Annotated in this window: 20 protein-coding genes and 1 tRNA gene; 18 read left to right on the top strand and 3 right to left on the bottom strand. The window is 61.7% G+C overall.

Going from position 1 to position 20,391, the window contains the following annotated elements; genetic code table 11:
* Positions 1-23: 23 nt before the first annotated feature.
* The 5 genes from rho (at position 24) to GJV26_RS17040 (ending at position 6,951) form a co-directional block, all read left to right on the top strand.
* Positions 24-1,286, top strand: a complete 1,263-nt coding sequence (rho, locus tag GJV26_RS17060) for a transcription termination factor Rho (protein WP_130187463.1) — start codon at positions 24-26, stop codon at positions 1,284-1,286.
* A gap of 507 nt (positions 1,287-1,793) precedes the next feature.
* On the top strand, positions 1,794-2,063 hold the full coding sequence (locus GJV26_RS17055; protein ID WP_155709879.1) for a type B 50S ribosomal protein L31: 270 nt from the start codon (positions 1,794-1,796) through the stop codon (positions 2,061-2,063).
* Between the two features lie 91 nt (positions 2,064-2,154).
* On the top strand, positions 2,155-3,864 hold the full coding sequence (locus GJV26_RS17050; protein WP_155709878.1) for an ArnT family glycosyltransferase: 1,710 nt from the start codon (positions 2,155-2,157) through the stop codon (positions 3,862-3,864).
* On the top strand, positions 3,861-4,694 hold the full coding sequence (locus GJV26_RS17045) for a substrate-binding periplasmic protein (protein WP_229419332.1): 834 nt from the start codon (positions 3,861-3,863) through the stop codon (positions 4,692-4,694). The genes GJV26_RS17050 and GJV26_RS17045 overlap by 4 nt, the downstream gene beginning before the upstream one ends.
* Before the next feature lie 340 nt (positions 4,695-5,034).
* On the top strand, positions 5,035-6,951 hold the full coding sequence (locus GJV26_RS17040; protein ID WP_155709877.1) for an AAA family ATPase: 1,917 nt from the start codon (positions 5,035-5,037) through the stop codon (positions 6,949-6,951).
* 68 nt (positions 6,952-7,019) lie between these two features.
* Here the strand turns inward: GJV26_RS17040 and GJV26_RS17035 are convergent, their stop codons facing one another.
* Both GJV26_RS17035 and GJV26_RS17030 read right to left on the bottom strand, forming a co-directional pair.
* The gene (locus GJV26_RS17035) at positions 7,020-7,475 is read right to left on the bottom strand and encodes a hypothetical protein (RefSeq protein ID WP_155709876.1); all 456 of its coding nucleotides are present in this window, start codon (positions 7,473-7,475) and stop codon (positions 7,020-7,022) included.
* 286 nt (positions 7,476-7,761) lie between these two features.
* Entirely contained in the window at positions 7,762-8,523 is a 762-nt protein-coding gene (locus GJV26_RS17030; RefSeq protein WP_155709875.1) for a DUF6445 family protein, read from the bottom strand.
* Between the two features lie 421 nt (positions 8,524-8,944).
* Here GJV26_RS17030 and GJV26_RS17025 point away from each other — a divergent pair.
* From GJV26_RS17025 to GJV26_RS16965, 13 genes are all read left to right on the top strand, one after another.
* A tRNA-Leu gene (locus GJV26_RS17025) sits at positions 8,945-9,029 on the top strand.
* A 164-nt stretch (positions 9,030-9,193) separates the two neighbouring features.
* A complete protein-coding gene (locus tag GJV26_RS17020) occupies positions 9,194-10,381 on the top strand; it encodes a tyrosine-type recombinase/integrase (RefSeq protein WP_155709874.1) in 1,188 nt (395 codons plus the stop codon).
* Between the two features lie 18 nt (positions 10,382-10,399).
* Positions 10,400-11,116 (top strand): hypothetical protein, encoded by a 717-nt coding sequence (locus GJV26_RS17015; protein WP_155709873.1) that lies wholly within the window; start codon positions 10,400-10,402, stop codon positions 11,114-11,116.
* A 127-nt stretch (positions 11,117-11,243) separates the two neighbouring features.
* Positions 11,244-11,465 (top strand): helix-turn-helix transcriptional regulator, encoded by a 222-nt coding sequence (locus tag GJV26_RS30720; protein ID WP_155709872.1) that lies wholly within the window; start codon positions 11,244-11,246, stop codon positions 11,463-11,465.
* A gap of 460 nt (positions 11,466-11,925) precedes the next feature.
* Entirely contained in the window at positions 11,926-12,204 is a 279-nt protein-coding gene (locus GJV26_RS17005) for a hypothetical protein (RefSeq protein WP_155709871.1), read from the top strand.
* Positions 12,201-12,545, top strand: a complete 345-nt coding sequence (locus GJV26_RS17000) for a hypothetical protein (RefSeq protein WP_155709870.1) — start codon at positions 12,201-12,203, stop codon at positions 12,543-12,545. Before GJV26_RS17005 ends, GJV26_RS17000 begins: the two co-directional genes overlap by 4 nt.
* Positions 12,542-12,910 carry a hypothetical protein gene (locus tag GJV26_RS16995; protein ID WP_155709869.1) on the top strand — a complete coding sequence of 123 codons (369 nt, stop codon included), beginning with the start codon at positions 12,542-12,544 and terminating at the stop codon, positions 12,908-12,910. Before GJV26_RS17000 ends, GJV26_RS16995 begins: the two co-directional genes overlap by 4 nt.
* Entirely contained in the window at positions 12,907-13,224 is a 318-nt protein-coding gene (locus GJV26_RS16990; protein WP_155709868.1) for a hypothetical protein, read from the top strand. Before GJV26_RS16995 ends, GJV26_RS16990 begins: the two co-directional genes overlap by 4 nt.
* Positions 13,221-14,552: an AAA family ATPase gene (locus GJV26_RS16985; protein ID WP_229419331.1), complete on the top strand. Its 1,332-nt coding sequence runs from the start codon at positions 13,221-13,223 to the stop codon at positions 14,550-14,552. The genes GJV26_RS16990 and GJV26_RS16985 overlap by 4 nt, the downstream gene beginning before the upstream one ends.
* Positions 14,549-14,986 carry a hypothetical protein gene (locus GJV26_RS16980; RefSeq protein WP_155709867.1) on the top strand — a complete coding sequence of 146 codons (438 nt, stop codon included), beginning with the start codon at positions 14,549-14,551 and terminating at the stop codon, positions 14,984-14,986. Before GJV26_RS16985 ends, GJV26_RS16980 begins: the two co-directional genes overlap by 4 nt.
* Positions 14,987-15,107: 121 nt before the next feature.
* Positions 15,108-15,695, top strand: coding sequence for a hypothetical protein (locus GJV26_RS16975; protein ID WP_155709866.1), 588 nt, complete (start codon positions 15,108-15,110; stop codon positions 15,693-15,695).
* 112 nt (positions 15,696-15,807) lie between these two features.
* Positions 15,808-16,752 carry a phage major capsid protein gene (locus GJV26_RS16970; RefSeq protein WP_155709865.1) on the top strand — a complete coding sequence of 315 codons (945 nt, stop codon included), beginning with the start codon at positions 15,808-15,810 and terminating at the stop codon, positions 16,750-16,752.
* A 418-nt stretch (positions 16,753-17,170) separates the two neighbouring features.
* Positions 17,171-17,971, top strand: coding sequence for a plasmid recombination protein (locus GJV26_RS16965; RefSeq protein ID WP_173346222.1), 801 nt, complete (start codon positions 17,171-17,173; stop codon positions 17,969-17,971).
* Between the two features lie 907 nt (positions 17,972-18,878).
* Here GJV26_RS16965 and GJV26_RS16960 read toward each other — a convergent pair.
* Positions 18,879-19,670, bottom strand: a complete 792-nt coding sequence (locus tag GJV26_RS16960; protein ID WP_155709863.1) for a hypothetical protein — start codon at positions 19,668-19,670, stop codon at positions 18,879-18,881.
* Positions 19,671-20,391 lie beyond the last annotated feature (721 nt).

Raw genomic sequence — 20,391 nt, 5'->3', positions numbered from 1 at the left:
CGTCACGGGACACTCAAACACCTATGCATCTATCTGAATTAAAGGCCTTGCACGTTTCGGCGTTGCTGGAAATGGCCATCAGTCTGGATATCGACAATGCGGCCCGCCTGCGCAAGCAGGAGCTCATGTTCGCTATCCTGAAGAAGCGCGCCAAGTCCGGCGAGCAGATCTTCGGCGATGGCGCCCTGGAAGTACTGCCGGACGGCTTCGGCTTCCTGCGCTCGCCGGACGCCAGCTACATGGCGTCCACGGACGACATCTATATCTCGCCGTCGCAAATCCGGCGCTTCAACCTGCATACGGGCGACTCGATCGAAGGCGAAGTGCGCACGCCGAAAGACGGCGAGCGTTACTTTGCACTGGTCAAGGTGGACAAGGTCAACGGCGAATCGCCGGAAGCCTCGAAACACCGCATCCTGTTTGAGAACCTGACGCCGCTGCACCCGAACGAGCCGCTGCGCCTGGAACGCGAGATGAACGGCGCCGAGAACATCACCGGCCGTATCGTCGACCTGATCGCGCCGATCGGCAAGGGCCAGCGCGGCCTGCTGGTGGCGTCGCCGAAGTCCGGCAAATCCGTGATGCTGCAACACATCGCGCACGCCATCACGGCCAACCACCCGGACGTGACGCTGATCGTGCTGCTGATCGACGAGCGCCCGGAAGAAGTGACGGAAATGCAGCGCTCGGTGCGCGGCGAAGTCGTTGCCTCCACGTTCGACGAGCCGGCCACCCGCCACGTGCAGGTTGCCGAGATGGTCATGGAAAAGGCCAAGCGCCTGGTCGAGATGAAGAAGGATGTGGTCATCCTGCTGGACTCGATCACCCGCCTGGCCCGCGCCTACAACACCGTGATCCCGGCTTCGGGCAAGGTGCTGACCGGCGGCGTGGACGCCAACGCGCTGCAGCGCCCGAAACGCTTCTTCGGCGCCGCCCGCAATATCGAGGAAGGCGGCTCGCTGACGATCATCGCCACCGCGCTGATCGAAACCGGTTCGCGCATGGACGACGTGATCTACGAGGAATTCAAGGGCACCGGCAACATGGAAGTGCACCTGGAGCGCCGCCTGGCCGAAAAACGCGTCTATCCGGCAATCAACCTGAACAAATCGGGTACGCGCCGCGAAGAACTGCTGATCAAGCCGAACGAGCTGCAGAAGATCTGGATCCTGCGCAAGCTGCTGTACTCGATGGACGAGATCGAAGCGATGGAGTTCATCCTCGACAAGATGCGCGCCACGAAGACCAATACCGAGTTCTTCGACATGATGCGGCGCGGCGGCTAAAGCAAGGACAAGTGGCGCGCAAGGAACCTGGCCCTGCAGGGCCAGGCCGTTCCGCAGGCGCGGAGCAGTGCTCCACGAAACCCCTGCTGCACCGCGGCGGCTAACCTTCGCCGGGAACAGCTGAGCAGCCGGTGTCAGACACCATTTATCCGCAAGGATAAATGGTGTCTGACACCGGTTTTTTTCGCCCCGTCGCCAATGCAAGCGGTAACCCGCGACCAGGCCTGGGGTCAGATCCCCAACACCGCTGGAGGCCGAGTTCGCTGCCACGGTGACGGGGGGTCTGCCCCCGGTTCCTGCAGTTGGGCTGAAAATCCAAAAAGTAGGGACGGACCCTGTTTTCCAGGAAATTTCTTGGAAAACAGGGTCCATCCCTATTATTTTGGCCGGCGTTTTGGAGTATAATCCCCGGCTGTTTTTAACCCCGGCAAGTGGGCGGCAATCGGGTCAGGAAGCTGTTGGACCGACGAAGTGCTGTTTGGCTACCAAACTTTATAGAGAAACATCATGAGAAACGATATCCATCCAGATTACCGCGAAGTTGTGTTCCACGACCTGTCGTGCGACTTCAAGTTCGTGACCCGTTCCACGATCAACACCCGCGACAAGATCACCCTCGACGGTAAAGAATACCCGCTGGTCAAGATCGAAGTCTCGTCGGAATCGCACCCGTTCTTCACGGGCCAGCACAAGATCGTCGACACCGCCGGTCGCGTGGAAAAGTTCCGCCAGAAGTTCGGCAAAGTCGGTTCCAAGACCGCCGTATCGCAAGGCTAATCGCCTCGCGCACGAAAAAAGGCAGCCGCGGCTGCCTTTTTTTATTGTTATCACCGATACTCCTGTTTCCACCGTCAGCACGACCGATTGAATGAAGCCAGTCCGCCTTCCCGCCTCCGCCGTCCTTGCCCTGCCCCGCTGGGCGCTGTTTGCCCTGGCCATGCTGTACATCCTGCCGGGCGTCATCGGACGCGAACCGTGGAAGAACGACGATGCCGCCAGCTTCGGCATCATGTGGACGATGGCGCACGGCACCTGGCACGACTGGCTGTGGCCGAACATCGCCGGCATGCCGACGCCCGAGGAAGGCCCGCTGATGTTCTGGCTGGGCGCGCTGTGCATCAAGCTGTTCGGCGGCCTGTTCGGCGATGTGCTGGCCGCCCGCATCGCCACCATCGGCGTGTTCCTGCTGGGCGCGCTGTCGCTGTGGTACGCCACCTTCAACCTGGGCCGGCGGCCCGAGGCGCAGCCGCTGCGCCTGGCCTTCGGCGGCCAGCCCGAGCCGGACGACTTCGGCCGCACGCTGGCCGATGCCGCGCTGCTGATCTACCTCGGCTGCCTGGGCTTCCTGCAGCACAGCCACGAAACCACTTCCGAGCCGCTGCTGACGGCGCTGCTGGCACTCACCTTGTACCGCTCGGTACGCTACATGGAAAAGCCATGCTGGCGCAACGCCGCGCTGATCGGCCTGGCGCTGGGCCTGATGACGCTGACCCGCGGCTGGGTGCCGCCGGCCTTCGTGCTGGTGGCGCTGTTTACCTGTACGCGTTTCCTGGCGATCCCGGCCGGCCAGGCGCTGCCGCACCTGCTGGCCTCGTTCGGCGTGGCGGCCGCCGTCACGCTGCCCTGGCTGGTACCGGCCTTCGCCGCGCAGCCCTACGGCAAGGCATCGATGACAGCCTGGAACACCTGGAACCTGGCCCAGCTCGCACTGCCGAGCCTGCGCCCGCTGCAGACGTTCATCCGCGACGGCGTATGGTTCTTCTGGCCGGCATGGCCGTTCGCGCTGTGGGCCGCCTATGCGTGGCGCCGCCAGAACAACCTGCTGCACATCGTGGTGCCCACCACGTTCGTCATCGTCGCGATGGTGATGCTGCTGATGCATCCGGCCCCCGAGCACGCCCAGCTGCTGATGCTGATGCCGCCGCTGGCGATCATGGCCGCGTTCGGCCTGCTGACGGTGCAGCGCGGCGCGATCAACGCGATCGACTGGTTCTCCGTGATGGTGCTGACGCTGTGCGCGGCGGTCCTGTGGCTGTTCTGGTATGCCCAGCTGACGGGCTGGCCGCCGAAGCCGGCGCACAACGTGCTGCGCCTGGTGCCCGGCTATGTGCCGGAAGCGAACTGGCTGGCCATCATCGTGGCCGGCGCCGCCACGCTGGGCTGGTTCCTGCTGGTGCACTGGCGCGTTTCGCGCCGGCCGTCGGTGCTGTGGCGCGCCGTGGTGCTGTCCTCGGGGGGCGTGATCCTGATCTGGATCCTGTGGATGACGCTGTTCCTGCCGCTGACCAACTACAACAAGAGCTACGCCACCGTGGCGCGCCAGGCCGCGGCGGTATTGCCGCCCGAGACCGATTGTGTAACGAGCAACGCCGGCCCGGCGCAACGCGCGTCGTTCGCGTATTTCGGCAAGCTGCCGTTCAATACGGTCGACCGGCCGCAGTGCAATGTACTGCTGTGGCAGGACTACACGCGCGGCGTGCGGCGCGACCCGCCCGGCCACTGGACCCTGCTGTGGGAAGGCCGCCGCGTGAGCGACCGCAGCGAACGGTTCCGGCTCTACCGGCGCACAGCGCCATGAAAACCGCCAGCGCCGGCAGGCCTGGTGCCGCGCTGCTGGCCTTCGCGTTCGGCGCCTTGCAGATCGCTGCCGCCGCCGCGCCGGCGTCCGAAGGGGCCATGGCATCCTCCGCCACTCCCGCCTCCGGCGGTCCTGCCGCCTGGCCACGCCTTGTCATCACGGGCGAGCACACGCCTCCGACCAGCATGCTCGTGAACGGCAAGCCCGCCGGCCGCCAGACCGACAAGGTGCGCGAGATGCTCGCGCGGGCCGGCGTGCCGTACACGATCGACCTGCTGCCGTGGAAACGCGCGTACATGATGGCGCAGCGCGATGCCAATACCTGCGTGTATTCCACCACCCGCACCGCCAAACGCGAACCGCAATTCAAGTGGGTGGGCCCGATCGTCGAGTCGGACTGGGTGCTGATGGCGCGCGCCGACCGCCCGCTGCGGCTGCGCACGCTCGAGGATGCCCGCCCGCTGCGCATCGGCACCTACAGCGGCGATGCGCGCGACGAGTTCCTGCGCAGCCGCGGCTTCAACGTGGACGCGGTGCAGAACGACGCGGTGAACCCGGAAAAGCTGCTGCTGAACCGGATCGACCTGTGGGCCGTGGCCGTTCGGCCGGAACTGAACATGACGGAGCAGCTGAGTCGTAACGGCCAGCTGGTGCCGGTGCTCAGCTTTAACCGCGTGGGCCTGTACCTGGCCTGCCATCGCAGCGTGCCGGACCGGCTGGTCGAGCGGATGAACGCCGTGCTCGACACGATGCGCCGCGACGGGTCGCTGGGCCGCATCGATCGCCGCTACGATGGCATTGAAGACAGCAGGAAAGACAGCAGGAAATAAGCGCCGGAAAAGGAGCTTGCCAATTGGGCTAGACAGACCGTAATTAACAGTTGCAAAACCTGTTGTGGATCAAGATTTTTTCTACAGGAAACTAAAGACAAAGCTTGTGGAGGCCGGTATAGTCCACATATACGCTACGTTGCCGCTCGGCATTAAAGACCGCCTACAGGTCATCATATACAAGCTGCCATCAAGGCAGAGCCCGTGCCCCGCCCGACGACACACCCGGCAGTGCCCCACCTCGCGTGCCGGATCGCCAGTTGAAACTGAAAACGCCGCACAAACGCGCTTTCGGTTCCAGCAACAATAATCATCCGTGTCTGTTTTATCGAGTCTGCCCATGTTCAATTTCTATAAACTTCAGCTTGCGCTCAAGAACACCTGGGTGCGCCTCGCCCTCGTCGTGCTGGCCGTTGCAGCAGTGGTTTTCGCTGTCATCCGCACCGAAGTAACGCAGGACACCAGCCCGGTGGTCCGCTCCCAGAACATTTCGGAAATCACGGCCCTCGTGGGCCAGCGTGCGCGGCTCGATTACCTGCTGATCGCCCGCCCGCTGTCGGACTCGCCCCGCTATATCTACAAGTTCAAGGATTCGGCCCAGCTGCACGTGGTGAAGGTGCCCAGCACCTCCCACCTGAGCCTGGAGCGCGAAGTCCTGCTGCGCAATAACCTGCCGTACGCGATCGCCAAGGAAGAATACCTGTCCGAGCACAAGGCCGTGCTGCAGGACGACGGCGGCACGATGGCCGGCGTGACCGCCTTCGTGCAGCGCCATGCGTTCGACATCTTCCTCGTGGTGCTGCTGCTGTTCGTGCTGAAGTTCGGCATTCCCGGCATGGGCGGCGCCGCCGCTTCCGTCATCACCCCGGACAAGCTGAAGGGTTCGATGGACGACCTGATCGGCATGGAAGACATCAAGCAGGAAGTGCTGCACCTGGAAGACATGATCCGCAACCGCGCGGTCTACAAGCAGCACAACATCGACAAGCCGTTCAACGTGATGCTGACGGGCCCCGCCGGCACGGGTAAAACCAAGCTGGCCGGCTACCTGGCCAAGCGCCTGGGCTACCCGCTGATCTCGGCCTCCGGCTCGGCACTGGAATCGGGCTACATCGGCGGCGGTTCGAAGGCGCTGAACGCGCTGTACCGCAAGGCCGCCGCACGCGGCAACTGCATCATCTTCCTCGACGAAGCGCAGGCGCTGTTCATGCCCCGCGGCCGCGGCGAGAAGAAGTGGGAAGACGACACCGCCAACACCCTGCTGGGCCTGCTGGACGGCGTGAAGAGCGAAGAAGGCAAGGGCGTGATCTGGGTGGTGGCGTCGAACTTCGACGACAACAATTCGCAGATGGACGAAGCGATGCTGCGCCGCTTCTCGGTGAAGATCAACTTCCGCCTGCCGAACAAGGCCGAGCGCAAGGAACTGCTGAGCTCGTTCCTGAAGCGCAAGGAAGACGGCCTGGTGGACTGGAACGACATGAACCTGGACCAGGTGGCCGAAATCACCCAGAACCTGTCGCCGGCGCTGCTGGAAACCGTGGTCGACCGCGCCTCGCTGCTGTCGATCCAGGACAAGCTGGTGATCAACACCGAGCTGATGTTCCGCGCCTTCGAGCGCGCCACGATCGGCCTGACCGACCGCGCCACCACGGCCGAGAAGACCCGCCAGCGCGAGCGCATCGCCCTGCACGAACTGGGCCACTTCTTCATGCAGATCGACCCTTACCTGCGGGCCGGCCTGACGCTGGACGAAGTGAAGGAAAAATCGCACCTGCTGAAGATCAGCACGGAATCGGTGTCGAAGCTGAACGCGCTGGGCTACGTGCTCTCCGCCGGCGACGACATGTCGCTGCGCACGCTGGAAGAACTGGAACGCGACGTGATGCAGCTCTACGGCGGCGTTGCGGCGGAAGAGCTGTTCTACGGCGCCCGCGGCATCTCGGTGGGCAGCCAGAACGACATCCAGAAGGCGACCTCGATGCTGCACACAATGGTCAACAGCCTGTCGATGTATTCCCGTTCCAAGCTGGACTACAGCCAGTTCAAGAACGACACGAGCGGCGAGCACACGCTGGTGCAGGTGGAAGCCAAGGCGGACGAGCTGTACAGCGAAACGCTGAAATCGATCGGCGACTACCGCGACGTGATGGAATCGCTGAAGGACGTGCTGATGGAACGCTACGTGCTGACCAAGGACGACGTGTTCACGCTGCTGCACGAACGCCTCGATCCGGCACCGCTGCGCCTGGCAGCGTAAGCTCCCCGGTTCAGATACGACAAGGCCCGCTGATGCGGGCCTTTTGTCGTGCGGAGCGCATTGCTGGATCAGCGGCGGGCGACCATCAGCACGTTGGTTTGCGCGGCGGCCACGCGGGCATCCGGCAGCCGCTCGAAGCCGCTGATGCGCACTTCCTCGCCATTGTCGCGGAAGCTCAGCTCGGCACCGCTGTCGGTGACGAAGGCGCCGGGACCGACCGGACGCAGCCGCGTTGCCACCATTTTCTTGGTGCTGTTCTCGGCGCGCTGCATCGAACGCACCGTGTCTTTCAGTTGCACGTAGTAGTGGTTGCCGCGCTGGACGAACTGGGCCACCTGGCCGTTGCTCAATGCGTACATGTTGGCGAATTCGGTGAATTCATTGGCACCCAGCGTGTAGGACTGGCGTGGTGCGGTAACGGAAATGCTGGCCTGGTCCTGCGCCTGTGCTGGGGACTGGGCCTGGGCTGCGGCAGGGATCAGGAAGCTGAGGACGACTGCTGCGCCGATAAACGATTTTTTCATTTTGATTCTCCGAAGTGGTTTCCAGGGCGTTGCCGATTTTCTGTAATGTGCGGCGACGGGTACAAGGTAACAAAGACAACTTCGGGAAGGCAGCGGGAAGCGATGAAGCGTAGAAAAGTGGGGATGAAATGCAGCGGGCCCCGGATGGAACGGCAATCGCAGGGGCACAACGTCGAGGTGGCCCGCATGAATGTCCGGGACGGCGGCGGGCTACCAGTTCAGGGGGCTTGTGGGTCGGGATCGCGGATCAGGCAGGTCGTTCCGTGCTCCTGCGGACGCCTCGGCTTCAGCCCGTGGCCATCCGCACGTGGAAGAAGGCATTGGCCGTCAGGCGTCCTGTGCGCGGATCGTTCGTCATCAGTTCGGGAGAGTGCAGATCACCCGAATGAAACAGTTCGCCGTTGTAGAAAATCGCCCGGTTGTAGCGCGGCGGTATCGTCAGTACCTTCTCGAAATGGCGGGTCGAACCGATCGCGAAAGTCGATGGCACATCCGCCGTCGCCGCTTCGCCGGCCCGCTCCTGGCGCCGCAGTTCATGCAGCAGCGCCGTGATCTCCGGGAGCGGCACCTTCGGCTTGAAAAAGCTGGTGCCGCCATGGCGCTCATCCTTGAAAAGATACAGCACCATGGCCGCCATTTCCTGGCCCGCGGGCAGTCCGGCGGTGTCACGGTGCGGCAGGCGCTGGCCCGGCAGCACCTGCTCGGGGCGATGGGTCACCAGCGACAGGCGGCTCAGCATGCTGACGACCCGCCGCACCTTGAGCGGCGCGCGGGCATGCAGGAGGAAGCTGTCGTGAATGCGTGCCGCCATGGCGCCGCCGAGCGGGAATTCCGGACCGGGGTAATAATTGCCCGGTGCTTTCACGAAAAACGCGTGGTTGCGTACCGCGAAATCGACCAGTGCTTCCGGTTCGAGCATGAAGTCGTCGACGACGACGCACTGGTGACCGTCGAAGATCGGCACGACGCTGACGTTCGGATACGGGTTCAGCAGGGGCAGTGGATCGGCGGCTGTGCCGGGCGGTTCGGGCAGTAGCGATGCGGACATGTTCTTGGCTTTGTGCTGGTTGGTGCGACTGGGAAAACGTACCGTGAAAACCGCCGGCAGGGAGATGATACCCATGTGGAGCGTCCGTCGCCATGGGAAGAGCGGCTACGCAATACTGGCTTGTCTTCCGGGCGGCATGGATGTGCTATCGGATTCGCTTTCCGGTTCGGGCAACGTGGGCGGTCTTCCCTGCCCGTGCCTCTGTCGTCGGGTAGCAGGGTCTTTCGCCAGCGGCTTGCCGAGGATGATGTCGCGATCTGTTGTTCTTCATGTGAGCCCGGCGGGCGGCGTCGGCTGCCGTCGGCACTGGCGAAATGATACGCCAACCGGTTTCGGCCACCGTTGCCGGACAGGCACGGTTCCGTTACGGCTGACCAGGGTTGCCGCGACTGTACAAATCAGTGATAATGCACGGCGCGTTGCCGGGATGGCGGAATAGGTAGACGCACGGGACTCAAAATCCCGCGCCGCAAGGCGTACCGGTTCGATTCCGGTTCCCGGCACCACCCACCTGTATCACACAGCATCATAAAAGCTCAAAACCCGCATGTTTTCAAGGCATTGCGGGTTTTTTGTTGCCTCATGCTGTCTCACAAAGTAGCATCACAGCTCAGTAGTTTGTTGGTACTTTTGTTGGTACCTGACAGACTACCAACATCGAGCTACCAACATGCCCCTCACCGACACATTTGTTAAGCAGGTCAAGCACAGCGGCAACCCGGCCGGCGACAAGCACACGGACGGCCAGGCGCTGTACCTCTTCGTCAACGCCGCCGGCAAGTACTGGCGCATGAGCTACCGCCTGCATGGCAAGCAGCGCCTGCTCGCTCTCGGCGTCTACCCTGCTGTCCCCTTGGCCGCCGCCAGGCGCTTGCGCGATGACGCGCGGGCCCTGCTGGCCAGTGGCATCGACCCGATGCAGGCGAAACGCGACGAGCGCGCGGCGCGCGCTACGGCGGCGGAAAGCACGTTTGAGACTGTTGCACGCACCTGGTTGGCCAAGACCGCCGCGAACCGGGCTGCCAGCACCCAGGAGAAGAACTCCAACTGGCTGGAGAAGAACGTGTTTCCGTCGATCGGCAGGTTACCGATATCCGAGATCGGCCCGCGTGACGTGCTGGCTGCGCTGCAGAAGATCGAGGCACGCGGCGCCCTGGAGTCCGCGCACAAGATCAAGCAGCTCTGCGGCCAAGTGTTCCGCTTTGCCGTCGCTGGCGGCCTGGTCGAACGCGACGTGACGGCGGATCTGCGCGGCGCTCTGTCCGCGGTGCCGAAGGCCCACTTCGCCGCGATCACAGAGCCGGCGCAGGCCGGCGCCCTGCTGCGGTCAATCCACGCCTATACCGGCCATCCATACGCTGCAGCAGCCCTCAAGCTCTCCCCGCTGCTGTTCGCACGTCCCGGTGAGTTGCGCGCCGCCGAGTGGGCGGAAGTCGACTTGGCGGCGGCAGAGTGGCGCATCCCAGGTTCCAAAATGAAGATGGGCCAGGATCACATCGTGCCACTGGCCGTCCAGGCGGTAGAGATTTTGCGCGGCCTGCACGCGCTGACGGGACACGGCCGGTTTGTTTTCCCAAGCATCCGGACCGGTGAACGCTGCATGAGCGAGAACACTGTCAACGCCGCCTTGCGCGGTATGGGCTACAGCAAAGAAGTGATGACGGCCCACGGATTCCGGGCAATGGCACGGACGATTCTTGATGAGGTGCTCGGGGAGCGGCCAGACCTTATCGAGCACCAGCTGGCACACGCCGTCCGTGATGCGAACGGCCGCGCCTATAACCGGACGTCTCATCTGCCGGCCCGCCGCACGATGATGCAGCGCTGGGCTGACTATCTGGATTCCATTCGTTTATAACAAATTATTCAAATCCGTATGAACACTGACCTGTATGCACAACTCATCGAAGGCGACTTACGCGAGTTCTTCATCGAAGAAAACACGTTTGCAGAGTACGTTTGCTACAACTTGGGGAATGAACTTGATGCGGTACTCAGCCCGATTGGCGAAGATGAAGATTACCTGCCGGTAGCTTCATTGTTGGGCATGCTCTTGGAAGGATGGGTTTTGGACATCGAGTGGTTAATGGCCGACGATGGGAAGTACTACGGCGACTTTGGTCTAGAAATTCCAGCAGGTGTACCGCGCTCTATAAGCTCCGTCGAGCATATGGCAGCCTATGGCGTATACCTCGTGACCGAGAATCTTCACGAGCGCGGGCCCATGCCAAAGCGTGGCCTCAATAACTTCGGTTGGTCTCGGGAGCAAGTTCTCATGCATGAGGCAGAGTGCTTAGTTAAGGCCAGTCAAGCATTGGGCTATGCTCATTTTTTGGCGAACCGCTCCGCTCCTCAGGTTGAAACCGTCCAGTCCGCGATGTCGGCTTTAGGTCGCAAAGGGGCAGACGCTGCACACGTAGAAAACCGTGCGTTAAAGAAAAATGTCTTTGAGTGGTGTGATAAAAATATGATGCAGTACAACAGCATGGACGATGCAGCCTTAGCAATTGCCGGCAAGCTCGTGCCAGTGAAATTTAGAACTGTGCGCAGCTGGATGAGTCTTTGGAAAAAGCAGTCTGCCGGCACACTGTAGCGTTTGGCGCATCTGTTACAGCCAGCCGCCACCCCTTCCTCTTCCCCGGCAGATAGGCTTCTGTTGAAGAGGAAAATCTAAGATAGTGAGCTCCATTGCGCTACGGCGTACCACTGGAGTTCACCAAATGCCACAACGAGTAATCCGCTTAGCTGAGCTTGCCACTACCAAAGGCAAGCCTGGCAAACTGCCTGTTAGCCCGGCCACTGTTTGGCGCTGGGTTCGCGAGGGTAAGTTCCCCAAACCGTTCAAGCTGGGCCGGTCCGTCACCGTTTGGGACGCGGATGAGGTCGAGGCATTCATTGTGCAGCGCGCAAAAGGTGCAGCCTGCGACGGCGGTGTACAGTGAGTTTTGACACGCAAACTACACCCGAAGGGAGCAAAAAAGCTCCGAAGGGTGCAAAGGGGGCGCGTTTTTTTGCATGTGCTCTTCTGCATTCTTCGCGCCCCCTTTGCGTCTTTCGGTACTGGTTCCCAAGCCTCCACTGTCCTTATGCAGCGCACCAAAATGCGTACAAGGCACCAGCACCGCTCAATCAATTCTTGACAGCGGTATACCTACAGCCCTATTCTGACTATGTCGCGGACAAAAACGCGACCGGGTTTGGCGACTCGAATTGTGCAGGCGGACGCACCGCCACTTGGCGGTATTTTTTTGTCCGAGCCATTGCATCTCCTATGGAGCGGCGGTGGTGGGGATACCTTCGGGTATGCCGGTACTCCTGTGCGCCGGTTCGCCAACCCCACCATTTGCCGCTCCACCCGTTTGGCGACGGGGAGCGCGGTTTTCCAACTGCACAGGAGGCGCTATGCCAGGCACCGTCACACCCCAACAAAACACCTCCGACAACAGCCGCCCGCTGTCCGTCGACCACCTTTACCACGCAGCATTCAGCAAGCCCCGCGATCCCCGTAGTCCGGAATACAAGGCCGGCGTGCGCGCAGCCCTCGCCTATCGCATCGAAGGCAAACGAATCCCCCACCTCTACGAGCCTGGCACTGCCCAGGACGACGCATACCATGCCGGCCTGGCCGAAGGCCACGGCATCTGGCGCGCAACCACCTCGACCGTTGGAGGCGCAGCATGAGCGCCGCGCAGATCGACCGCCGCGACGTGCCGGCGCTGCACCAGCCTTTTTCATGGACAAGCCCGGGGGCAGGAGGCCACGACTGCGCCGCATTCATAGCGCTGACGATGGATGTCAGCCGCGGAATCGAGACGTGCCTCCAGCTGGTCAACTCCAGCAACATGGAACGCCATGCCAATACCATGGCCGACCCGGGCACGGAAACGCCGCCGGTTCTCGATCGCATCGATACGGAAAACCTGCTGCGCCTGGCGATCGTCTCCGCGCGAATGCTCGCGGCGGACGCAGAGCGCAAGATGCGCCACATGGCCGAAACCGTCGCCTGCAAGGAGGCAGCATGAGCTCCAAGCACAACCCTCACTTCGCCCGCGCCGACCGTGCCGCGTATGAGCTGGGCCACCTCCTCCGGAAGTTGCCCGAGAACCTTCTCGCCGCGGAGCACTTGGCACTGGATCAACGCTTGATCGTTCAGGCCGCACGCAACCACGCCGACAATGCCAGCACGACACTGCTGCGCGGTATCGAGGCGCTGGGCAGCGTGCTCTTGGCCGCCGGCACCGATGCCCAAAGCGGCATCGAGCCGCGAATCCTCATGGGCCTTGGCGAGCTGATCGCGCACCTGGCGGTAGAAGCCCAGTTTGTCCGCGAGCTCTCCGAAAACCTCGGCAATGCGATCGAACCGCCGGAGTTTGGAGGCACGCCATGAGCACGCTTGCCGAACTCGCGCGGATCCGCGCTGAACACGGGCTTGCGCCAGCTGACGGCACGATCTGGCTCGGCATCGGGTTCCGGCCGCTCAAGGCCAACGCGATCGAGATCGACCCAGCGCGCCTGCCGTCCGAAAGCGAATGCGCGGCGGTTGCCGGCCTCGACGTGGTGCTGCTCTTCCCTGGCGACCTGATCCGCTACGGCCAGCTGCGCACGCTGTCGGATCGCCTCTACCGCGCCCGGCCGCGCCGGCTGCTGCTGGTCGATAGCGACCATAAACGGACAGCGTACCTCAAGCTGGCGAAACCATGAATGCAAAAAATACGATGACTGAGAACGTTTCGGGCTTCAAGCTCGGCAAAGAGGACGACGGCGCGCGCCAGGCGCGGGAGCTGCTGGAGAAAGCGAAGCAGGTAGCGATGCCGTTTGATCGATCGAAGCAAAGCGGCGAGCGAACGGTGCAGATTCGTTGCGGCGCCGATATCCGGCCGCAGGCCATCAACTGGCTGTGGCCTGGCTGGCTCCCGGCTGGCAAGCTGACCATTCTGGCCGGCGCCGCCGGCACGGGCAAGACCACGCTCGCACTTGCCCTCGCCGCGGTGATTACCGGCGGCGGCCGCTGGCCAGACGGCACTGTGCACAAGCAGCGCGGCAATGTGTTGATCTGGTCAAGCGAGGACGTCGCCGACGACACCCTCGTGCCACGCCTGATGGCCTCCGGCGCGGACCTCAGTCGCTGCCACTTCATTGAAGGCATCGCGCAGGATGGCCAGAGCGTGCCGTTCGATCCGGCACAGGATATAGCGGAGCTTCACCGCGCGGTGAGCGTCATGGGCGGTGTCAGCTTGCTGCTGATCGATCCGATCGTGTCAGCCGTTGCCGGTGACATGCATCGCGCCAATGACGTGCGCCGTAGCTTGCAGGCGGTGGTCGATTTCGCCGAAGCGCACGACTGCGCCGTTATTGGCATTACGCACTTTGCCAAAGGCGGCGCCGGCCGCGATCCGCAAGACCGCGTAATCGGCTCGCAGGCCTTTGGTGCACTGGCGCGCATGGTGCTGGTGACGGCAAAAGAGGATGACGGCAGCCGCCGCGTACTCGCCCGTGCGAAATCGAACATCGCTCCTGATGATGGCGGCGTGGCGTACAACCTCGACCTGGTGACGCTCGATGGCGGCATCGTAGCGACGCATGCAGTATGGGATGGAATTATCGAGGGCACGGCGCGCGAAATTCTCGGGGAAGTCGAAGTAGACGAGGATGGCGACAGCAGCACGCGAGACGAGCTCAAACACATGCTGATCGACACGATCAAGGATGCCGGAGGTTCGATGGCGGTAAAGCTGCTGCAGGTCGAAGTGCGCGATGCCGGCCACTCATGGGACACGGCAAAACGCCTGAAAAAAGAGCTGGGCATCGAGTCCTCAAAATTGAGCATGGGCGGCCCGTGGGTGTGGCGCCTGCCGGTGTCGTCCCACCAAACGATACCCGAAGAGAGCACGAAGAGTGCGGAACAGCACACACAAAAAACCGTGCTCCCTTCGCTCCCTTCACACACTTTTATGTTCCCTTCGGCAGTTGGAGGAGCTGAAAAATCAGCAGGTCCAGCCGCGCAAACCATCGTCCGCGAGGCCATATGAGCGTCGAAACCGTCATCGAACAATGCCGCGCTGATGGCCTGGCGATATCGGCCGACGGCGGCCAGCTGGTGGTAACAGGCGCGCCGCAAACCGTCGATACCTGGCGGCCGGTCCTGAAAGACCACAAGAACGAACTGCTCGCATACCTGGCCAGCGATCGTGCACAACTGTTCGCCGCGCGCGTCATGGTGTTCCAACAGCATGGCTTGCCACAGCACGCGGCCGAGCCAATCGCGCGGCGCCTGGCGATCCGTGACGCGCAACAGCATGAGCGCCGCATCTGCTTGGAATGCGCAAACCTGTACGGCAGCGTAAAGGCTTGGCGATGCGGGAACCGCTCGAAGGCCACTATCGCTGGCCCTGCCCTGCCAGCTGACTTGGTCGATTTGCTTCATCGGTGTCGCGGCTTCTCACTGTCTCCGCATTTGACTTGAAGCCGCACCCCGCGGCTTACAAGCGGGCCCGCTGGTGTCAGCAAACGGGAGCTACTCCCGAACCAGCATCAAGCAACGCCGGCACAACGGCGGTGCAGTCCAATAACTGAAAAGGAAAGCCATGAAAACCGCAAACAAAGCTTCTGCCTATCCACATCTGCGTGACCATCCGAGCCACCGCGAGGCCCTGGCCAAACTCAGTCAATTCCGTACGCAACTGCAGTCGGAACAGGAGAAGCTGAACGCGCTCCGGATCGAGTACACGAAGAGCATCAATCCGGACGAGAAACAGGAAACCGGAGTTGAGCATGCCATCCAAAAAGCGGAGGCAATGATTTCGGGGGCAGGGTCACTGGAGTCGCTGTCCGACCAGATCCAGACCAAGAGCAGGCTCATCGCCGCGCTCGAGGCCGCAGGAAAGGCACAGAGCACGATCGTCGACCAAGTGGAGCGAACGCTCAGCGCAGAAGCTGCCCAGCACTTCATCACCGAGCATAAGGCAGTGGTCAAACGCCTGCTTGCGGCAGTGGAGGAGCTGCACAACGCGAATAAGGCGGAGTACGACTTCCGGAATGAACTGGAAGGGCTGGGTTACTGCGGCGCCTTGCCCGTGATGCTGTTCGACCAGCCGGCGGAACTTGACCCTAGCAACAATCAAGGCACGCGCGCCTACTACTGGACGCGCGACGCGCGAGAGTACGTGGGGTAACACGTACGAAATCCAAGCCGCGCGGCACCCAATAGGACATAGCGCGTATGAAAGCCCGCAGCAGATAACCACACACCGGGACGTTCCCGGCTTACTTTGAAGGGATGTAGCAATGAAGATCGAGAATCAGGAACGCGTCAAATTTTGGAACGCAATTTTCGAAGCAACGCCGACGCAGGCCGGCATGGCAGTTCCAACGCCCGTCGCCGAAAGCATCGCGGATGCGCTAAAGACCTACTCGGCAATGCGCCGTGTCTGCACTGTCATTACCACCCAGACGAGCGGCGAGCTGGGGTGGCCGAATAGCGACGGCCGCACCGAGATCGGCGAGCAACTGGAACAGAACGCCCCTAGCGCATCGCAAGACCCCACCTTTGGCCGGACGCCCATCCACGTGTTCAAGTACGGCTCCAAGCTGATCCGCATCCCATTCGAACTGTGGCAAGACGCTGGTGCCGACTTTCCCGGGTTTGTCGAGAACCGGATTGCCGCGCGCATCGGCCGCATCACTAACAGGAAACTCACGATCGGTATCGGCACGGCGGTGTCGACAGACCCGAACTACGGCAAGGAGCCGATCGGCATCGTAGGCGCCGCCAGCCTTGGCCGAATCGGCGCCGCGGGCCAGTTCATGACCGTCACCGATGACGACCTCGAGGACTTGGTCTTTAGCGTGGACGAGGCCTACCGCCTCAGCCCGTCCTGCGGCTGGATGATGCACGAGCAGACCCTGCGCAGCATCAAGAAGCTGAAGGACTCGGCCGGCTATCCACTTCACTTGGTGGAGCGTGGCGCCGACCTGGTGGAGCGCCTGAAGGGATACCCGGTCACGATCAACAACGACATGCCCATCATGGCCGCTAATGCCAAGTCCATTCTGTTCGGTGACTTTAGTGCCTATGTGATCCGTGATGTGCTTGGCCTCGACATCAGGCGCATGACGGATAGCGCACTAGTACTGAACGGGCAGATCGGCATGCTCGGCTTTGCCCGCACTGGTGGCGCCTATGTCGACGTGGGCGGTGCAATCAAGGCGTACCAGAACCCAGCAGCTTAAGCGAAGCGAGTTCGCGCACCGTTACTCGGCGAGTGGGAAAACCCCGAGAGCCTGTGGCCCCGACCTCAATGCTTGCGGAGGCGCGACAGGCAACTTCATCGACAGCGTTTACCGGCTATTCTGCCTCGACATATTTTCCGGCCGCTGCCGGACTCCCCGAAGGGCCGATAACATAGCTTGCTATGTCTAGTCGGTCACTAGACTTAGCAAATCCCTTGCCTTCGAAGTGCTACGATTGTTGCATGGAGGCATGAATGACCACAGGATTTCAATTCGCCCACATCGACTGGTTTAGCAGTGTTGGCGCACCAAAAAGCCGGGCGACCGGCACGAGCAACCACGGCACCCAAAGGGGCGCGGATGGAGTAATGCCGAGATCCTGGCCGAGGCCACGCGGAAGCCGGGTCATTGCAACCACGTGTCCCGCCCCGCGCCGCCGACGATCTGCTATGGCTCGATCGACATGATTACCGAGGCGATCGAGACCTTCATCGAGGGCCAGAAAGTGAGCGTGCGGTTGAAAAGCGGTGCGAACGCGGTGAGAAAAGCACGCGCCGACTCCCCCAGCTTGGCTGCGGGCGTGATCTCCTTCCCGCGCGATCGGATCAATGAATGGCCCAGGTTCCGCGACCACGCCATTCGCGAGCTGCAGGTGCGCTACGCCGACCGGCTGCGCTGTGTGCTCGAGCATCTCGATGAGCGACATCCTCACGTGCATTTCTATCTGGTGCCGCGGCCTGGTGAGTCGTTCGGCAAGGTCCATGACGGTTACGAGGCAAGCCGCGAAGCTCGGAAAGCGTCGGGAAACAAAATCCGCAGCGCCTTCAACGCCGCAATGTCCGCATGGCAGGACTGGGTACATGAAGCAATCTGCGGGCCTTTTGCACTGGCTCGCCTTGGGCCTGGCCGCTCTCGCATGTCTCGCAGGGCTTGGGAACTGGAGCAACAAAAAGCGGCGCTCGCTGCTGAACAGGTCCAGGCGAGTAGGGATCGTTACGATCTTGACCGCCGCCGCCGCCAACTAGAGATCGAGCAGAAAGTAGCTAAATCCAAGCATGCCGATTCCTGGGCTGACATCGAAAAGACGCGGAACAATTTAGGTCTGCTCTACGCATCATTGACCGATCAGCAACGTGCCCGTGTGACGATGGAGATCCCCAACGCCATAGAGCTGATGGAGACAGGAGGCAGACTAACAACGAAGTTTCGACCGCGCTAGTGATACGTGCACGTCTGGAGCACGCTGCGTGCTACCACTCGTGCACCATTCGCCAGACGGTTGGGCCTCACGTACAGCTTTGGGTGTGGCCCAGGCCTCCGCGGCTTGCTGCCGGCCGTCGTGCCGAACCAGATTCCGGCGACGAGGGGCAGGTCGACGGTAGCCCGGCGGGCCATGGCCATGGTGCCGATGCCGGCATGCCCGACGTGTTACTGCTCGCTGCCGTGTCGCCGCGCCAGGTGCTGACGACCGCACAGGCCGCCATCGAACGCAGTATGCCAGCTGGCGCCGCGCCAGACTGGCTGATGCTGCCCAAGGCGCGACCGCTCAATGCCGTGCCGGGTGCTGCCGAACAGGCGCAGGCCCATAGCGGACCGGCCAGAGCTGGCCGTAGTGACCATGCCGGCATGCCGATGCACAGCTGCTCGCCGCACCAAGTGCTAGCGCCTCGTCGGACTGTTGATGTGACGTACTTCGTTCGCCTGTCGTGCACGCTTGGGGCACGCTGCGTGCTTAGAGCGTGCACCGTTCGTCAGATCATCGTCCCCATGCGCGGCCTTGGGTGGAGGGCCTGGGCGCAGCCGCTCGATGTAGTTCCAGGAGCTGGCGGCCGGGCACAGTCCCATCGCGGACCGGAGCTGGCAGCGGTGCCAATGCCGGCGGGCCAGCGTGCTGCTGCTTGCTGCCGCGTTGACGCGCCACGCAGGCGTAGGCCGCTGTCGACCGTGGGGTACTTGCCGTCGCCGCGCCGGACTTGCGAATGCCGCCAGGGTGGCCGCTCGATGGCGTGCCGAGTACCTGCGCGGCCATGACCAGTGCCGGCGACCAGGTGCGCTGATGGGATCGGCTTACGCGCGCCGCGGTGCTGGTGGGGCGACTGGAGTCATGCTGTAGATGTTATTGGCTTCTATTTCGATGGTGGAGTGCTACTAAAATATGCGAGCACTCCCTCTTCAAATGCTTGGAGAAGGATGGGAATCGAAATATCAGTAAAAGTCACCGCGCTTTTGTGCCGGGACATTACTGGAATGCTCGCAATTTCCAAGACTAGTTCACATTCATGAACGAATTTACTCCGAAGATTATATAGATATTGGGCCACAACCTTTATATCAGAAGCCGGCTCCCCATTTAGCTTGAACCCAGACCTTAATCGGGCTTGCCGGGCCGGCGAAAGTCGCTCAAAAAAACTTACGCACCGACGAATTGACCCATATGAAAGCTTATAACTTTCATAAAGCGATTTCAGTTTTGATTTATCATTTATCGGGAATACATCACCTTCTTCTTTTTTAATCCATTCGTAGAAATCTTCATGCTTCTCAGAAGACAGCGATTCAATCAGCGCAAATAGCGAAACTATTTTAAAAGAATTAGTGAAGTAGTCTATTACTGGATTACAATCTTCCCAATTAACATGCCAATCTCCATGCTTAACAAGTGAGGAATATTTAGATGCAATGCCCAAGAAAAGATCCTTTTCAACATCTGTTAATCCTGCGTAAAAAGTCTCGAAATTATCTTTGCCGCCTAGATGATCGACAAATATAGCCTCTGCAAGTGGCAGAAAAATATTCTCACGTTTAATGTTCCAGAGAGGTCTAGGTTTAGATTTCTTATTCATATATGAAATATTAGAAAAATTCACTACATAAACACTGTATATATCCAAGAAAAGGATGATTTCGCTCAGCAGCAATTCTGATCAGAGTGAACTTTACCCGAGACAGGTTTTTACGGCCACTTTTCACGGGTCGCGCCACGGAGAAGTGCAGAGTTGCGGCCGGATATACGAGCTGCCCCCCCAAAACGCTCTAGCGACCAAGCGCAGACACATAGCTGCTGGCCGGAGCTGCCTCTGGGGCTGATGCCGGAGTGCCGGATGTGCCGGCGCGAGCCTCCAAGGCTGCAGGCATTGCCGGGTGCTGGCGACAGGACGCAAGCTGGCGGTAGACCGGGCGGAGCTGGCCACGGGGCCGATGCCGGCATGCCGGGTGTGCTGCTACTCGCGGCGGTGCGCCGCGCCGCGCCGGGTACCGGTGACCAGGTGCAGGCGCATCGCGGCTTGGCCGGAGCTGGCAGCGATGCTGGCCATGCCGGGTGTGCTGATGCGCACCGCCGAGGCCGCGGCCATTGCCCGATGCTGGCGACGAGATGCAGGCTGGCGGTGGACCGGGCGGAGCTAGCCACGGGGCCGATACCGGCATGCCGGGTGTGCTGTTGCTCGCGGCGGTGTCGCCGCGCCGGTGCTGGCAACCGCGCAGCCGCTGGCGATCGGAGGATGCCTGCCGGCGCTGCGCCGGGGGAGGGGGCGGTGACTAAGTGCAGGCACATCGCGACCTAGCCGGAGCTGGCAGCGATGCCGGCGTGCCGGGTGTGCCGTTGCTCGCCGTCGGGGCTGCGGGCCTTGTCGGGCGCCG

Source organism: Pseudoduganella dura (assembly GCF_009727155.1).
GTDB classification, from domain to species: domain Bacteria; phylum Pseudomonadota; class Gammaproteobacteria; order Burkholderiales; family Burkholderiaceae_D; genus Rugamonas; species Rugamonas dura.
The sequence above is the reverse complement of the archived record's forward strand: the minus strand, read 5'-3'. Positions and strand labels throughout refer to the sequence as shown.

What these genes read in the sequence shown, in the direction of transcription:
- rho (WP_130187463.1), top strand. Translation starts at nt 24, where the DNA reads ATGCATCTATCTGAATTAAAGGCCTTGCACGTTTCGGCGTTGCTGGAA.
- GJV26_RS17055 (WP_155709879.1), top strand. Translation starts at nt 1,794, where the DNA reads ATGAGAAACGATATCCATCCAGATTACCGCGAAGTTGTGTTCCACGAC.
- GJV26_RS17050 (WP_155709878.1), top strand. Translation starts at nt 2,155, where the DNA reads ATGAAGCCAGTCCGCCTTCCCGCCTCCGCCGTCCTTGCCCTGCCCCGC.
- GJV26_RS17045 (WP_229419332.1), top strand. Translation starts at nt 3,861, where the DNA reads ATGAAAACCGCCAGCGCCGGCAGGCCTGGTGCCGCGCTGCTGGCCTTC.
- GJV26_RS17040 (WP_155709877.1), top strand. Translation starts at nt 5,035, where the DNA reads ATGTTCAATTTCTATAAACTTCAGCTTGCGCTCAAGAACACCTGGGTG.
- GJV26_RS17035 (WP_155709876.1), bottom strand. Translation starts at nt 7,475, where the DNA reads ATGAAAAAATCGTTTATCGGCGCAGCAGTCGTCCTCAGCTTCCTGATC.
- GJV26_RS17030 (WP_155709875.1), bottom strand. Translation starts at nt 8,523, where the DNA reads ATGTCCGCATCGCTACTGCCCGAACCGCCCGGCACAGCCGCCGATCCA.
- GJV26_RS17020 (WP_155709874.1), top strand. Translation starts at nt 9,194, where the DNA reads ATGCCCCTCACCGACACATTTGTTAAGCAGGTCAAGCACAGCGGCAAC.
- GJV26_RS17015 (WP_155709873.1), top strand. Translation starts at nt 10,400, where the DNA reads ATGAACACTGACCTGTATGCACAACTCATCGAAGGCGACTTACGCGAG.
- GJV26_RS30720 (WP_155709872.1), top strand. Translation starts at nt 11,244, where the DNA reads ATGCCACAACGAGTAATCCGCTTAGCTGAGCTTGCCACTACCAAAGGC.
- GJV26_RS17005 (WP_155709871.1), top strand. Translation starts at nt 11,926, where the DNA reads ATGCCAGGCACCGTCACACCCCAACAAAACACCTCCGACAACAGCCGC.
- GJV26_RS17000 (WP_155709870.1), top strand. Translation starts at nt 12,201, where the DNA reads ATGAGCGCCGCGCAGATCGACCGCCGCGACGTGCCGGCGCTGCACCAG.
- GJV26_RS16995 (WP_155709869.1), top strand. Translation starts at nt 12,542, where the DNA reads ATGAGCTCCAAGCACAACCCTCACTTCGCCCGCGCCGACCGTGCCGCG.
- GJV26_RS16990 (WP_155709868.1), top strand. Translation starts at nt 12,907, where the DNA reads ATGAGCACGCTTGCCGAACTCGCGCGGATCCGCGCTGAACACGGGCTT.
- GJV26_RS16985 (WP_229419331.1), top strand. Translation starts at nt 13,221, where the DNA reads ATGAATGCAAAAAATACGATGACTGAGAACGTTTCGGGCTTCAAGCTC.
- GJV26_RS16980 (WP_155709867.1), top strand. Translation starts at nt 14,549, where the DNA reads ATGAGCGTCGAAACCGTCATCGAACAATGCCGCGCTGATGGCCTGGCG.
- GJV26_RS16975 (WP_155709866.1), top strand. Translation starts at nt 15,108, where the DNA reads ATGAAAACCGCAAACAAAGCTTCTGCCTATCCACATCTGCGTGACCAT.
- GJV26_RS16970 (WP_155709865.1), top strand. Translation starts at nt 15,808, where the DNA reads ATGAAGATCGAGAATCAGGAACGCGTCAAATTTTGGAACGCAATTTTC.